Source organism: Paenibacillus sp. Mc5Re-14, from assembly GCF_001049835.1.
Lineage (GTDB): Bacteria > Bacillota > Bacilli > Paenibacillales > Paenibacillaceae > Paenibacillus > Paenibacillus polymyxa_C.
The window spans coordinates 399,969-414,793 of record NZ_CVPD01000001.1 but is presented as its reverse complement, the minus strand read 5'-3'; the positions used below and the strand labels follow the sequence as shown (position 1 = coordinate 414,793).

18 protein-coding genes are annotated in these 14,825 nt (G+C 45.6%); 17 read left to right on the top strand and 1 reads right to left on the bottom strand.

The window, feature by feature from the left end:
- The first annotated feature begins 7 nt into the window (after positions 1 to 7).
- The 15 genes from BN1546_RS01785 (at position 8) to BN1546_RS01715 (ending at position 11,954) form a co-directional block, all read left to right on the top strand.
- Positions 8 to 238: a KH domain-containing protein gene (locus tag BN1546_RS01785; protein WP_013370648.1), complete on the top strand. Its 231-nt coding sequence runs from the start codon at positions 8 to 10 to the stop codon at positions 236 to 238.
- A gap of 97 nt (positions 239 to 335) precedes the next feature.
- Positions 336 to 851, top strand: a complete 516-nt coding sequence (rimM, locus tag BN1546_RS01780; RefSeq protein WP_013370649.1) for a ribosome maturation factor RimM — start codon at positions 336 to 338, stop codon at positions 849 to 851.
- On the top strand, positions 851 to 1,669 hold the full coding sequence (gene trmD / locus BN1546_RS01775; protein WP_090735553.1) for a tRNA (guanosine(37)-N1)-methyltransferase TrmD: 819 nt from the start codon (positions 851 to 853) through the stop codon (positions 1,667 to 1,669). Before rimM ends, trmD begins: the two co-directional genes overlap by 1 nt.
- 225 nt (positions 1,670 to 1,894) lie before the next feature.
- Positions 1,895 to 2,239 (top strand): 50S ribosomal protein L19, encoded by a 345-nt coding sequence (gene rplS / locus BN1546_RS01770; protein WP_007429998.1) that lies wholly within the window; start codon positions 1,895 to 1,897, stop codon positions 2,237 to 2,239.
- A gap of 101 nt (positions 2,240 to 2,340) precedes the next feature.
- Positions 2,341 to 2,967, top strand: coding sequence for a signal peptidase I (gene lepB / locus BN1546_RS01765; protein ID WP_058710927.1), 627 nt, complete (start codon positions 2,341 to 2,343; stop codon positions 2,965 to 2,967).
- A gap of 87 nt (positions 2,968 to 3,054) precedes the next feature.
- Entirely contained in the window at positions 3,055 to 3,915 is an 861-nt protein-coding gene (gene ylqF, locus BN1546_RS01760) for a ribosome biogenesis GTPase YlqF (protein ID WP_090739119.1), read from the top strand.
- 168 nt (positions 3,916 to 4,083) lie between these two features.
- Entirely contained in the window at positions 4,084 to 4,770 is a 687-nt protein-coding gene (locus tag BN1546_RS01755; RefSeq protein WP_176702360.1) for a ribonuclease HII, read from the top strand.
- A gap of 91 nt (positions 4,771 to 4,861) precedes the next feature.
- Entirely contained in the window at positions 4,862 to 6,988 is a 2,127-nt protein-coding gene (locus BN1546_RS01750) for a DNA ligase (RefSeq protein ID WP_090735550.1), read from the top strand.
- Positions 6,985 to 7,284, top strand: coding sequence for an EscU/YscU/HrcU family type III secretion system export apparatus switch protein (locus tag BN1546_RS01745; RefSeq protein WP_016819285.1), 300 nt, complete (start codon positions 6,985 to 6,987; stop codon positions 7,282 to 7,284). Before BN1546_RS01750 ends, BN1546_RS01745 begins: the two co-directional genes overlap by 4 nt.
- Complete coding sequence (locus BN1546_RS01740) at positions 7,284 to 7,667, top strand: YraN family protein (RefSeq protein WP_090735547.1); 384 nt, start codon at positions 7,284 to 7,286, stop codon at positions 7,665 to 7,667. The genes BN1546_RS01745 and BN1546_RS01740 overlap by 1 nt, the downstream gene beginning before the upstream one ends.
- Positions 7,668 to 7,822: 155 nt before the next feature.
- Entirely contained in the window at positions 7,823 to 8,374 is a 552-nt protein-coding gene (locus BN1546_RS01735; protein ID WP_090735545.1) for a nitroreductase family protein, read from the top strand.
- A 334-nt stretch (positions 8,375 to 8,708) separates the two neighbouring features.
- Entirely contained in the window at positions 8,709 to 8,897 is a 189-nt protein-coding gene (locus BN1546_RS01730; protein WP_090735542.1) for an ATP-binding protein, read from the top strand.
- A 947-nt stretch (positions 8,898 to 9,844) separates the two neighbouring features.
- On the top strand, positions 9,845 to 9,958 hold the full coding sequence (locus BN1546_RS28435; protein WP_155742211.1) for an ATP-binding protein: 114 nt from the start codon (positions 9,845 to 9,847) through the stop codon (positions 9,956 to 9,958).
- Positions 9,936 to 10,172: an EscU/YscU/HrcU family type III secretion system export apparatus switch protein gene (locus BN1546_RS01720; RefSeq protein WP_090739117.1), complete on the top strand. Its 237-nt coding sequence runs from the start codon at positions 9,936 to 9,938 to the stop codon at positions 10,170 to 10,172. Before BN1546_RS28435 ends, BN1546_RS01720 begins: the two co-directional genes overlap by 23 nt.
- 105 nt (positions 10,173 to 10,277) lie before the next feature.
- The gene (locus BN1546_RS01715; RefSeq protein WP_255305567.1) at positions 10,278 to 11,954 is read left to right on the top strand and encodes a YifB family Mg chelatase-like AAA ATPase; all 1,677 of its coding nucleotides are present in this window, start codon (positions 10,278 to 10,280) and stop codon (positions 11,952 to 11,954) included.
- A gap of 280 nt (positions 11,955 to 12,234) precedes the next feature.
- Here BN1546_RS01715 and BN1546_RS01710 read toward each other — a convergent pair whose 3' ends face one another.
- Positions 12,235 to 12,663: an organic hydroperoxide resistance protein gene (locus BN1546_RS01710; RefSeq protein WP_013370662.1), complete on the bottom strand. Its 429-nt coding sequence runs from the start codon at positions 12,661 to 12,663 to the stop codon at positions 12,235 to 12,237.
- A 147-nt stretch (positions 12,664 to 12,810) separates the two neighbouring features.
- Between BN1546_RS01710 and BN1546_RS01705 the strand changes: the two genes are divergently transcribed.
- The gene (locus BN1546_RS01705; protein ID WP_013370663.1) at positions 12,811 to 13,281 is read left to right on the top strand and encodes a MarR family winged helix-turn-helix transcriptional regulator; all 471 of its coding nucleotides are present in this window, start codon (positions 12,811 to 12,813) and stop codon (positions 13,279 to 13,281) included.
- Positions 13,282 to 13,620: 339 nt separating this feature from the next.
- Positions 13,621 to 14,781, top strand: coding sequence for an ADP-forming succinate--CoA ligase subunit beta (gene sucC, locus BN1546_RS01700; protein WP_090735534.1), 1,161 nt, complete (start codon positions 13,621 to 13,623; stop codon positions 14,779 to 14,781).
- The last annotated feature ends 44 nt before the right edge of the window (positions 14,782 to 14,825 follow it).

The following is a 14,825-nucleotide window of genomic DNA, read 5'->3' as shown; positions in this document are numbered from 1 at the left end:
GTCAACCATGGAAGAATTAGTGATAATCATTGCTAAGGCTTTAGTCGATCATCCGGATGATGTGACCGTGAAGACCTTGGAGAAGGATCGACTTGTAGTGTATGAACTTAGTGTACATCCTGAGGATGTGGGTAAGATCATTGGCAAGCAGGGACGTATCGCCAAGGCGCTTCGCACTGTGGTTGCATCAGCAGCCGTTAAGATGGATAAACGGGTTACCGTAGACATCATATCTTAAAGATATACGAAAGTGGGTTAGGATGTATGTCCTAACCCTTTTTCGTACATGATGAAGATGATATGGAGCGGAGCCGATTATATGCAGGAGGAACACGATGCAGCAAATGTTTAATGTCGGGAAAATTGTGAATACACATGGAATTCGCGGTGAGCTAAAAATATTAACGACAACTGATTTTCTTGAGGATCGTTTTGCCAAAGGCAGCGAGCTATTGATTGTTCCAGCAGATGGCAAAGCACCGATTCCCGTAACTGTAGAAACAGCTCGTTTTCAAAAAAATATGGTTGTCGTAAAATTTAAGGAATATCACAACATCAATGATGTTGAGAAATATAAAGGTACTTTGTTAAAGGTCTCTGCTGAACGGTTAGGAGAATTGGAAGAAAACGAGTTTTACTTTCATGAAGTAGTCGGTATGGAAGTAGTAACGGAAGACGGAACTAAGCTCGGTGAGGTAAAAGAAATTTTGACACCGGGAGCGAATGATGTATGGGTAGTCCAAATGCCTAAAGGTAAGGAACTGCTATTGCCGTATATAGAGGATGTTATTTTGGATGTAAACGTGCGCGAAAAACGGGTTACAGTACGATTAATGGAAGGTCTGCTGTAATGCGGGTGGATGTACTGACCCTGTTTCCAGAGATGTTTGATGGCGTTTTTAATGCAAGCATTCTGGGAAAAGCAAGGGATAAGGGGATTGTATCACTGCAAGCGGTTAATTTTCGCCAGTATGCCGGCAACAAGCATGGGCAAGTGGATGATACGCCCTATGGTGGTGGAGGCGGCATGGTTTTGAAGCCAGACCCTATTTTTGCTGCCGTGGAGGCGCTGTTGGATAAATCAAAGCAACCAACATTTGAAACTGCCGTTGAAGGTATTGGAGATGAAGATGCCGAACATATTGCAGACATAAAAACTCCGCGTATTATTTTGATGTGTCCACAAGGAGAGACTTTTACGCAAAAAAAAGCGGAAGAGCTGGCCAAAGAGGACCATCTTATTTTTATATGTGGACATTATGAGGGTTATGATGAGCGTATTCGAGAGCATCTGGTGACGGATGAGCTTTCGATCGGAGATTATGTATTGACTGGTGGCGAGCTGCCAGCCATGGTCGTCATTGATAGTGTGACACGGTTGTTACCAGGAGTGTTGGGTAATGAAACGAGTGCGGTAACAGATTCGTTTAGTACAGGACTGTTAGAATACCCCCATTATACTCGGCCTGCTGAGTTTCGGGGCTGGAAAGTGCCGGATGTACTCTTATCAGGGCATCATGTCAATATTGACTCTTGGAGACGACAAGAGGCGTTACGTCGCACGATGGAACGTCGACCGGACTTGCTGGAACAGGCTGAACTGACAAGCAAGGAGCGCGCGTGGATTGAGGAGCAGCACCAATCGGACAGTTCGAGGGACAAGCGATAAAGCACTATTAACATGAGTGGATTTGAAAGCAGGCAGGGACCTGTTTTATAATTGAAGTCAATTAAATAATGTTTGGTCAAATCCCTTTTTGTTGTTGCAATGCGGTAACCTCCATGATACAATACATCTGTTGTGTGTAATACGGTGGTCCTCTGTGGATGATGAAGGAAACGGAAGAGTTTCCAGAAGAAACATGAACACCTGTACGGAAGGAGGGAGTCATAGATGAATATCGTCCAAGCGATTACTGAAGAACAACTGCGTAAAGATCTGCCTAACTTTCGTCCTGGTGACACTTTGAAAGTGCACGTGAAAGTTATCGAGGGAACTCGTGAGCGTATCCAGTTGTTTGAAGGTGTAGTAATTAAACGCCGTGGTGGTGGAATCAGTGAGACTTTTACAGTTCGTAAAATTTCTTACGGTGTAGGTGTGGAAAGAACTTTCCCGCTTCATTCCCCAAAAATCGATAAAATCGAAGTGGCTCGCCGTGGTAAAGTGCGTCGTGCGAAGCTTTATTATCTTCGTGAACTGCGCGGTAAAGCAGCGAGAATTAAAGAAATTCGTCGTTAATACAACGAATAACGAAAGGGGCTTGGTTACAAGCTCCTTTCGTTTTTTCTACGTACATAGGGAACTGTGGATTATTGACCGTAAAGAGAGGACAGTGAGCTATGGAGCAAGAAGTAGGACAAGGAGCTGTGCAACAGCCAACTGATCAGGATGGTACGCCCAAGCGTAAACCAAAAAATGAGATTTTTGAGTGGCTCAAGGCCATCATTATTGCGTTAGTGCTTGTCTTTTTAATCCGCTGGCTTCTCTTTAAGCCTTTTATTGTGGATGGCCCGTCAATGCAGCCTAACTTTCATACCGGAGAACGCGTCATTGTAAATGAGATTTTGTATGATTTTCGTGCTCCTAAACCGGGTGAAGTGATCGTGTTCCATGTCCCGGAAGAAAAAAGAGACTTCATCAAGCGCGTCATTGCCGTTGCGGGTGATACGGTCAAGGTAGAAGGTGACACGATTACAGTAAATGGTAAGCCGATTCAAGAACCTTATCTCAAGGCTCCTTTGGAAGAAGCACATCAAAATGGAGAACTTTACAACAAGTTTACCAATTTTCCAAATGAAAAGTTTAAGGATGGAAAAGTGCCAGAAGGGCATATTTTTGTTATGGGCGATAACCGTTCCAATAGTACAGACAGTCGGATGATTGGATATATTGATTTGAAGGAAGTCGTGGGCCGGGCTGATGTCATTTTTTGGCCTGTGAAGGATATGCAGTGGATTAACCACTAGAAATAACTAATAAGCAGCATAGCTGCCGTAATCCTAACTATGACCCTAAGGGTGAAAGTAGGAGTTACGCTCAATGGGGTGATGACGGTGACGATTCAATGGTTTCCTGGTCACATGACCAGAGCGCGCCGCCAAATTGAAGCAAAATTAAAGCTGATTGATTTGGTTATTGAGCTGATTGATGCTCGGTTGCCGCTTTCCAGCCGAAATCCAATGATTGATGATATTTTGCAAGGCAAGCCGCGAATGATTATTTTGAACAAGGCAGATTTGGCGGACCCTGTAGTATCACAGCAATGGATTGCCTACTTTAAGGAACAGGGGCATGTAGCCTTTCCAGTAGATGCCACGACAGGGACGGGGCTCAAAGAAATTCCGGTTCAGGCCAAGCTGTTGCTTAAGGAAAAAATAGACCGGCAGATTTCGAAGGGAATGAATCCGCGTCCTATACGTGCTTTGATTGTCGGTATTCCGAATGTCGGCAAATCGACATTGATCAACCGAATGGCAGGACGTAATATTGCAGCTACGGGTGATCGCCCCGGAGTAACGAAGGCACAACAGTGGATCAAGACCGGAGAAATTGAGTTGCTGGATACACCAGGTATTTTGTGGCCTAAATTTGAGGATCAGAACGTCGGCTATCGTCTAGCAGTTACAGGCGCGATCAAGGAAGAAATTCTAAATGTAGAGGACATTGCCTTTTTCGCGACAAAATATCTTGTCCAATATTATTGGGATGCCATGGCAGAACGTTTTGAGCTTACCGAACGTCCTGTGGATACAGAAAATCCAGATGATGTTGTGAGCGTTATGGAGGCTATCGGACGTAAGCGTGGCTGTATTGTTAGTGGTGGACGTGTAGATCTCGAAAAGGCGTCAAAAATTATTTTGCGTGAGCTACGTGCAGGGAAGCTGGGACGATTCAGTTTAGAAGCACCATATTGATAGAGCTGGTACATCTGATACAGAACATTGCATTTTGTGGCAAGGAAGAACCTTCCCCATCTCTCCGGAGAGGAGGAAGGTTTTTTGGTATGTAAAGGTAGATAGAAAAGGGTTTTGAACAGTAGAGGTCTGTGGTAAGCTGAATTCAATTGTTAGAGCTACGGCATGATGAAGCTTAAACTACGTAAAGATGGGCAGGTATTGAATATGGAAGCTAAAGAGAACGCAGTAAAGGACATGCTACACTATGAAAAAAAATGCTGGGAACAATCTTGTGAGCGGATTGCAGGTATTGACGAGGTAGGGCGTGGATGTCTGTTTGGAGATGTTGTGGCGGCAGCAGTCATTTTACCAGTTGGTGAGTTATTGGAGGGGGTAGACGATTCCAAAAAATTGACGGACAAGAAAAGAGAAGCCTACTACGAACTGATTATGGAGAAGGCGATTGCTGTAGGAGTTAGTCATGTAGACGCGCGGATGATTGATGAAATCAATATTAAACAAGCGGCTCGTTTAGCTATGAAAAAGGCTGTTGAGGCTTTACATGTGTCTCCTGATTATTTACTTGTAGATGCAGAAAAGGTAGATGTACCTATTCCTCAGCTATCCATCATTAAGGGAGATGCAAACAGTCAGTCTATTGCGGCAGCTTCTATCATTGCCAAGGTGACTCGTGATCGGCTATGCAAAGGTGAATGGGATGCGAAATATCCGGAATATGGGATTGGTATACATAAAGGTTATGCTACCAAGTTGCATAGAGAACAAATTTTGGCGCTAGGGCCTACAGAAATGCATAGACGCAGCTTTTTAGGCAATTTGTTGACCGAGCAACCGACGTTGTTTGATCTGTAGATACTTATTATGAATCAGGACAATACCGATATAAAGTATATCTAATATTACAGACCCTTTTGAGTAGGGGGAGAGTGAGAGGAGGGGCGATATGAACATCGGATCTGTATTCCGGGGATTACTTGGAGATGTGAAGGCGGGAGAGGCGAAAAAACTTGATATGCAGCCAGGCCAGGTCGTAAGAGGAGTCGTATTAAAGGTGTCTGAGGACGGCGACGAGGCTGTATTGCAAATACAGGGTTCTCAAGTCAGGGCAAAGCTGGAGACCCCTCTTCAACCTGGACAGACTGCAACGTTTCAGGTACAACCGGCTTCTTCCAGCGGAATGACTGTGCTTAAGCCTCTGAATGATGCTGCCAATATGCCACAGCAAACCGTAGCGCTGACAGACGTATTGGAATCGGTAGGACTGCCGGATACAGCTCAGAACAGGGAGCTTATACAGGCAATGCAAAAGAATGGTGTGCCGTTGACATCGGAAAATGCGGCTTCTTTGCAAGAAGCCTTGTCGAAGCAAAGCGGCAATGTACAATTGGGAACGTTTGTGCAGGCAGCGGCAGTTGCCTTTCAACGGGGACTTCCATTAACGGCCGAAAGCATAAATGGATTGCGTCAAACGATGTTTGGGCCTCCTTTAAATGATTTGTTGTCATCGTTGGAGCAAGAACTTGAAGCGGTGTTAAAGCAGCAAGGACAGGGAACGCCTACTGACCGTTCAGTAGGGGAAGCAACCAAAATAAAAAGCACTGACCGAACGTCAGTTAGTCCAACAGGCACTTCTTCTGTGGTGATTGCAGATGGACAGGAAGGCCAAGCTTTAACATTGTCCAAGGATGCTTCTGCCTCTGCTGCTACAAAACAGGCAGAAACAGGACAACAAGTCACAGGCGGCAAGGAATTGTTAAAAGGGACTCAGGCAGCCAATCTCGCTGCTACAGTAAGCGAAGCGAGTGTTTTGGCTACAGATTCGGATACTTCGGCGGGATCTACTGCATTTGCCTCCAACGGGACTGCTTCAGAAGAACCGCAAGCAGTTAGCGGGCGAGGAGCGACAGTGGTATTGGATGCTGGTGCCAATGCGCCTGAATCGGGCGCTGCTGATGCATTAAACGGCTCCCGCGTCAAAGTGGAGCAACAACAGCAAGCTACTGCGGCAGGTACGCAGCTTAAGGATGCCGATGGTGCTCCAACTCCGGCCACGGCAGAGCCTACGGGGACGAAGTCTGCCTTAAACGCAGTCATGGCAGACCGTCCTTCCGCACAGCAAGCCGCTGGCTCTACGCCGCCCTCCGCGGCGGGCAACGCTGCTGTACCAGAGGCGCCGCTTCAGCGGCTGCGCCTCCTGCTGCAAGAGCTGCGTGCAGCAGTGCCACCCGAACTGAGCACGGTTGCACCAGACCAGTCCACGGGAGAGGTAGCGCAGCCGGCGGCTGGCGCTTCGCGGACTGCGGATGCCGCTGCTTCACAGTCTGCGGCGCCCAGCATGCAGCTCAGCCCCACGGAGGATCCGTGGGTAGGCCGTGTGCTGAAGCTGCTCGGTGCAGAGCACGAGCAGCAGGTACACCGCTCGACTGCGCAGCTCGCGCAAGGGGCGGCGGCACGTACGGAGCCGCCTGAGGGAGTGTTGCAGACGCTGCCGGGTTTAGCGGCTACGACAGACAACTCCGTGACAGCGGCCGCAGACACCGTTAAAGGGGCGCTACTCCAGCTAATGAGCAGCGACGACCTGCCGCCCGCTTTGAAAGAGGCGGCTCAGCAGGTTGTACAGCACCTGACAGGCCAGCAGCTGCTGCTAAATACAGACCGAACGGCGCCTTTTGCACAAGTGCACATGTTTATACCGTTTATTGGACCGGACGGTCGCGAAACAGCTACAATCCAGATTCAGTCCCGCCGTGGCAAACGCGGAGAGCTGGATGCCTCCAACTGTCGACTTTGGTTTGATTTGGACATGAAGGGGCTTGGTCCGACGCTGGTGGATGTGCAGGTTGTAGATCGGATTGTAAGTCTCAAGCTTCATAATGATCAGGAATGGGCGGCTTCGCTATTAACGAGTGGGCGTGAGTCCATTCGTACCGCGCTGGAGTCGCTAGGCTACCAACTTTTAACACTGCGTACCGAGTCTATGCCCACAAGGGCTGAACAGAGCAGCCTCGCCTCTTCAGAGGTACAAAGCTATGTGCCTCAGCCGTACAAAGGAGTCGATCTTAAAATATGAAAGAGCCCTTGGAACCGCCTTCTCCTTCCATGAAGAAGGCGGTCGCCCTTAAATATACGCCTGGTGAGAGCGAAGCGCCGATCGTCGTTGCCAAGGGGAGCGGCCGCATTGCGGATAGCATTTTGGAAAAAGCCAAAGAACATGGTGTTCCTGTTCAGGAGGATGCTGCGCTGGTTGAAGTGCTGTCCAAACTTGATTTGGACGAGCAAATCCCTGCAGAACTCTATCAGTTGGTAGCAGAGGTGTTAACCTATATATACCAAATGGATCGGCTTGCTCCAAGGGATGACTGGTGATGGGAAATGAAATGAAGACTAGAGGCAAGGACCAGCGGAAAGCCAAAGGAGCGATGGGCGAAGAAGCCGCGGCTTTGTTTTTAGAAAACTTGGGTTATCGTATCTTGGAGCGCAATTGGCGATGCCGTAGTGGAGAAATAGATCTGATTGCCAAGCAGGAGCACATACTCGTATTTATTGAAGTACGTAGCCGAAGCAGCTCTAAATATGGAACACCAGCCGAATCAGTTACTGCACGTAAAATAACCCAGGTTCGCCAAACAGCCGCAGTATACTTGCATATGAACGGAATGGGAGAATTTCCAATCCGTTTTGATATGATTTCTGTACGATTATCTGCTGAAACGGCTGTTGTTACGGACCATTATATAGATGCCTTTTAAAAAAGTAAGAACTTCTTTGGATGTTGGAGCACAGGACTGAATTCATATGTACAGGTTGACAGAAAGGAAAGCTGCAGGTATATTTTATTGAGAATAGTTATCATTTTCATTCTATAATGAATATCTAGTCGTTGTACCTGTGAAGGAGGATTTACGTGACAAAGCATACCTTTAGTGAAAATGTCATAGATGTAATTCAGGAACGCCGGACGATTAAACGATTTAAACCTGACTCTATCCCGGTAGATACGATTAAAGAACTGCTGAACGTCGCTGTATGGGCTCCTAATCATAAAATGCGTGAGCCGTGGCGTTTTCTGTTGTTTGCTGGTGAGGGACGGAAAAAGCTTGCAAAAGCCATTGCAGCCGATATTGGTAAAGACAACAAGTTTGAGAGTGGAATTCTGCACAACCCGATTCAGCTTTTAGTGGTGATGGAAGAAGATCCGCGTCAAGCGGTTTGGGATGAGGATTTTGCAGCAGTCAGTGCGCTTGTTCAAAACTTTATGCTTGCTGCATGGAGCAAAGGGATCGGAACGTTTTGGGTGACAAAACCATTTCTGTATTCGCCTAAATTCCGTGATTGCTTGGGAATTCAACCAGGTGAGAAGGTAATTGGAATGATATATGCAGGCTATCCTGAAGTTATCCCGGAATCAAGACCACGTACTCCAGTAGCCGATAAGCTAACCTTAATTGACAAATAATCTGTCGGCAGATAAGCTTAGTTGAGGATTTGAAATTAGGGTTGAGAGCTAATTTAGAACATTATATATGCAATAAATGAAAATTTGGAAGCACCTTTTTTCATATAGGCAATGATTCCCGAGAGGGACATTTCAATATGAGGAGAGGTGCTTTTTTGATATGTATGGAAAATTACATGGAGCTTGTCTATATGGATAGATGGCGTTCTGACCGGACGGCCAAGCGACCAATCAAAATTGTACTGCCAATGAACAAGTCATAATCCATTCCTATGACCATTATCCCAAGCAGAGCATATACCGTTGCGTGAGCAAGAAGCGCTGATCAGTAATAATGGAGGATTACAGCGATGTATTGGGTCAGCTACACGCCAAACGTGCGTTAGTTATCGCTGCAGCAAGAATGCATAATATTCTGCTGATCCATAAAAGCGTCAAATTTACGGTCAGCGGATCTTCTCTAATCGTGCAGCTCTCGGTAATTCTATTCGTTCTCACGGAGTTCCTTGATCTTCATTTGTAGCGTGGCAATCCGAGCAGCTCTCTGTCGTTTTTCGTTCGCTCACTTCAATCAAGTTTTAGACCATAGCCCTGACATCGCGGGGCTTTTTTTATTGCCTAGTGATAAAGATAGTCACTTTTTCCAATCCGTTTGTCTGTTTCGATTCTATAAAAACTAGCATATTCTATATTATCAAAAAAGAAGGGAAGTTGATTCAAATGGGAAAAGTAAATTCTTCTAGAAAAATTCTAAAACCTATGCGTCGCCTAAGAACTAAAGCAGGTACCGCATTCATTTTTAGTCTCAACAATGTAGGTCCGAATTTGTTCCAAAGTCGCTTGAACCTGGCTGGGTTTGTTAATTCCTCAAGTAGGGTACTTGTCTCGATCACGGAAATTGGTATTTTTGGCGGTCAAGTTAAGCCGTTTCAAGGAGCTGCTACCATGACGATCCATAACGTCGTTCCGCATGACGACGGTATAGTAATTGTACGTGGGAATACTGGCTGGGGTAGTCCCCTCAATATACGACTTTCAGTCGTGGTTTTCTAATCGTTCAGACCTGCTGAACGCACTTCTCACGGGTGAAAACTGAAAACTCCCGCCACTACGCGGAAATAAAATGTCGAATTCGGGCAGCGCTCAGATCAAAAAAAGTCCTGACATCTCAGGATTTTTTTTGTTCCTTCAATTTCTCATCAGACTTACCTAGCCTTCGGTTTCTTCTCTTCGCGCCGACCCAAAGGGAGACGGCTTACTTGTCTTCTTTTTAGAGTTACATCATCGTGGAAAGTAAACTCGACAATACATCGTTCCTGATAAATTTTAAATTGATAGTATTTATGAAATTATAAGAAAATCACATATGTGTTTAATAGAGCCTAAAAGAAAAAAGCGATCTCCCACCGAAAGGAAAACTGTTTAGTATCGCCAAATCCTTGATATTACTTGGTTTTTCAATGCGTGACAATGTATCATAATATCCTTCTTATGGGACCGCCGGGTGTTGGAAAAACGATGCTCATCCGCAGGAGAGCCCTTGGAACCTTCTTCTCCTTCCATGAAGAAGGCGGTCGCCCTTAAATATACGCCTGGTGAGAGCGAAGCGCCGATCGTCGTTGCCAAGGGGAGCGGCCGCATTGCGGATAGCATTTTAGAAAAAGCCAAAGAACATGGTGTTCCTGTTCAGGAGGATGCTGCGCTAGTTGAAGTGCTGTCCAAGCTTGGTTTGGGCGAGCCCCGGAATCAAGACCACGTACTCCAGCAGTCGATAAGCTATACCTTAATTGACAAATAATCTGTCGTCAGATAAGCTTAGTTGAGGATTTGAAATTAGGGTTGAGAGCTAAATTTAGAATATTATATATGCAATAAATGAAAATTTGGAAGCACCTTTTTTCATATAGGCAATGATTCCCATAGAGGGACATTTCAATATGAGGAGAGGTGCTTTTTTGATATGTATGGAAAATTACATGGAGCTTGTCTATATGGGATAGATGGCGTTCTGATCGAAGTTGAGACTGATTTGTCCAATGGCTTGCCTCAGACCGCGATTATCGGATTGCCGGATTCAGCGATTCGAGAGGCAGTAGAACGTGTGAGAGCAGCAATCAAAAACTGCGGTTTCAAATATCCGTCCCAGCGTGTCACGATTAACTTAGCTCCTGCAGATTTGCGTAAGGAAGGCTCATCTTTCGATCTTGCTATCGCTTTAGGCTTGCTGACAACCAGTGGACAGGTTGTCTTACCAGTAGGGGAACGAACGCTGTTTATTGGCGAGCTGGCACTAGATGGCAGCATTCGTCCTGTAAATGGGGTGTTGTCTATGGTTGATCTGGCCAAGCGAGAAGGATTCGATTCCGTGCTGCTTCCTCAAGAAAACGCAAGCGAGGCTCGTCTAATTGCGGATATACGTATTTACGCTATACGCCATCTGGTGGATCTTATCCCGGTTAATGATCATGCACAAGCCACCCCGCAGGGCCAAGTGACCAATCAAAATTGTACTGCCAGTGAACAAGTCATAATCCATTCCTATGACCATTTACCCCGAGCAGAGCATATACCGTTGTGTGAGCAAGAAGCGCTAATCAGTAATATGGAGGATTACAGCGATGTATTGGGTCAGCTACACGCCAAACGTGCGTTAGTTATCGCTGCAGCAGGAATGCATAATATTCTTCTTATGGGACCGCCGGGTGCTGGAAAAACGATGCTCATCCGCAGGTTGCCCTCTATCCTGCCGCCTTTGACTGAAAAGGAGTCGCTAGAAGTGACCAAGGTATACAGTGCAGCAGGAAAATGGAAGGACTCATCGACTCATCTTATGCATGTTCGTCCCTTCCGTGCGCCTCATCATACGATCTCTGCTGCTGGATTGGTGGGCGGAGGAGGCATACCCAAACCAGGAGAAATCAGTCTTGCACACCGAGGGATTTTATTTCTCGATGAGCTGCCTGAGTTTAGCCGTCATGTGCTAGAAGTGCTGCGGCAGCCTCTGGAAGACCACCATGTTACAATCAGTCGTTCACGTGCAGTGTTTAAGTATCCGGCGCATTTTTTACTTGCAGCTTCTTTGAATCCGTGTCACTGTGGCTTTTTCGGCAATAACACGGAACATCAGCGCTGTACCTGTTCACCTGCAGCAGTAGCTCGATACCGCTCACGTATTTCCGGTCCATTGCTGGATCGAATTGATCTTCAGCTTGAGGTATCACAACCGAAGGATTGGCGGGAGGAAAAAGAATCACTGTCGTCTGCTGATATGAGAAAGCAGGTGTTGGCTGCTCGAGCAATACAAATCCGCAGATACAGCAAGCTTCCTTTTTCATGGAATAGTGAGCTGTCCGGTCAGCTGCTGCGTAAATATGCGGTTTTAGAACAAAATGCAGCGGAGTTGCTTGACCAGACGATGGATGCACTTGGTTTAAGCATGCGTGCGTATGATCGAATTCTCAAGCTGTCCCGCACCATTGCAGACTTACAGGAGTCAGAGAAAATTACGACTTCACATGTGGCTGAAGCTATTCAATACCGTCAGATGGATAGAGCAAATTCCAATTTTCCCGAAATGTAAAAAGGCGATAAAATTAGCAGATACAGTACGATCATTTTTATGAAAAAGTTTTTCCAAAGGGTATGTATACGAGAGAAAACGGAAATAAGGACAAAAAAAAGCTCCAGGCAAAAAGACCTGGAGAAGCAAAAAAGATTATGACAATAGTGATTATACTATGAGTATATCAATTTCGTATATACGATTATGCATCATCTCCCATGTTACTTGATGGAAAAACAACAAGCCCCTCGACCAATACGGTTGAGGGGCTTGTTGTGAAATTCATTCTAACTCTATGTTACAAAACGTTCAGCTTCACTTCAATATTACCGCGGGTAGCGCGGGAGTATGGACATTGTTCATGTGCGCCTTCCACCAGTTTTACCGCAGTTTCATGATCAACGCCTTTGACCAGAACGTCGAGGTTTACTCCGATTCCGAAGCCGCCGTCTTCGACTTTGCCAAAATGGACCGTAGCTGTGACTTCGGTACCTTCATGTTTAACACGTTGCATGCGAGCGACCATATTTAAAGCACTGTCAAAGCAAGCAGAATAGCCTGCTGCGAATAGCTGCTCTGGATTCGTACCTGTACCGCCGGCGCCACCCATTTCTTTTGGAGTATCAATATCTAAACGAAGTTCAGGGGAAGAAGACTCGATATAACCGTTACGTCCACCAACTGCTTTTACTGTTGTTTCATACATTTTTTGTTGAATGGTCATCATAATCCAATCACTGCCTCTCGCTCAATTTATATTTTACACAATTTAATTTATCAAAATAATTATTGTCTGTAAAGTATTTTATGCAATTAGAATGTACTTTGCTATATAATGTGCTAAAATAATGACGAAAGTAGGTGACTAGACAGCATGGAAAACAATTCCAATGAACACGCGGCGTTGAAACTTGATAATCAGTTATGCTTTGCCATATATGCATGCTCCAGAGAGATTACAAAGCTGTACCAGCCTTATCTAGAAAAGCTTGGTGTAACGTACTCGCAATATTTGGTACTTATCGTGCTCTGGGAGCGTGAAGAGTGTACAGTGAAGGAATTGGGTGAGGCGTTATATTTGGATTCCGGCACACTAACTCCACTATTAAAGAGGTTGCAGAATGCCGGGCTGATCGATCGAAAGCGTTCCACTCAAGATGAGCGTAAGGTGCTGATTTCTTTGACGACAGAGGGAAGAGCGTTGCGGGATAAAGCCCTGTCTGTACCAGGATGCATACAGGAAAAAACAAGTATGACTCATGATCAATTTGGGTCGCTTCTGCTTCAGTTTAATGATCTGCTCGATCGTGTTCATCAAGCGAATGTACAAATTGAAAAATCATAACAGGTACTTTCGGTTGCTCTTGTGAATTTACGACATGAGTTGTTCTTAACTGAAAGAAAAAATGCTATTTAAAGTCTAATGAAATAAAGTGCCTCTCATTGCGGATTAGGTAATCCCATTTTGTGGAGGTGCTTTTTTGTGTGAATTTGTATTAAAAAGCAAAATCCAATAATATCCAAACATTCGATTTTTGGAATGATAATGATATCAAAATACTGTAATTCATGAGGTTGAATTATAAGGAAAGCGTTTTAAAAACATGTTACAATGATGTAGGTTTAGTATAGATTTCCTTGTGAACCGCCCTTGTTGCAGTCATGTTGATAGGAGGATTCCAGAATGAATATCCATGAATATCAGGGTAAAGAAGTATTAAAGCAGTACGGAATGGCTGTACCGAACGGCAAGGTTGCCTACACGGTGGAAGAAGCCGTTGCTGCGGCAGAATCGCTTGGAGGCGCTGTTACGGTCGTAAAAGCACAAATTCATGCTGGTGGACGCGGTAAAGCGGGTGGCGTAAAAGTTGCCAAAGGCTTGGATGAGGTGCGGACTATTGCTTCTGAAATTTTGGGTAAGGTGCTAGTGACACATCAGACCGGACCTGAAGGTAAAGAGGTCAAACGTCTTTTGATTGAGGAAGGCTGTGATATTCGCAAAGAATATTACGTAGGCGTTGTCGTGGATCGCGCGACTGGACGCATCGTATTGATGGCCTCCGAAGAAGGCGGTACGGAAATCGAAGAGGTGGCTGCGGCTACTCCGGAGAAGATTTTTAAAGCAGTTGTTGATCCAGCAATTGGGCTTCAGGTGCATCAAGCTCGTAAGCTGGCGTATGAGATTAATATTCCCAATGAGCTGGTGAATAAAGCGGTCAAGTTTATGCTGGCGCTTTACGAAGCTTTTGTGGACAAGGACTGTTCGATTGCAGAAATTAATCCCCTAGTCGTTACGGGTGATGGGAATGTACTGGCGCTGGATGCCAAATTGAATTTCGATTCTAATGCGTTGTTCCGTCACAAGGATATTTTGGAATTACGTGATTTGGATGAAGAAGATGAGAAGGAAATTGAGGCATCTAAATATGATCTAAGCTATATCGCTCTGGACGGAAATATTGGCTGTATGGTCAATGGTGCGGGGTTGGCAATGGCCACGATGGATATTATCAAATATTACGGTGGTGATCCGGCCAATTTCCTGGACGTTGGTGGCGGTGCAACGACGGAAAAAGTAACCGAAGCGTTCAAAATCATTTTGTCCGATCCGAAGGTAGAAGGTATTTTCGTCAACATTTTCGGCGGGATTATGCAGTGCGACATCATTGCGAACGGCGTCGTGGAGGCTGCCAAACAGTTGGGGCTGACTCGTCCGCTTGTTGTCCGTCTTGAAGGGACAAATGTTGAGCTCGGCAAACAGATTTTAGCGGAATCCGGTTTGAATATTGTAGCAGCCGATTCCATGGCCGATGGTGCCCAAAAAATCGTTGAACTTGTTCAATAGCCTGTTTGCATTCCGATATGCCGAATAAACGATAGGGGATGTGA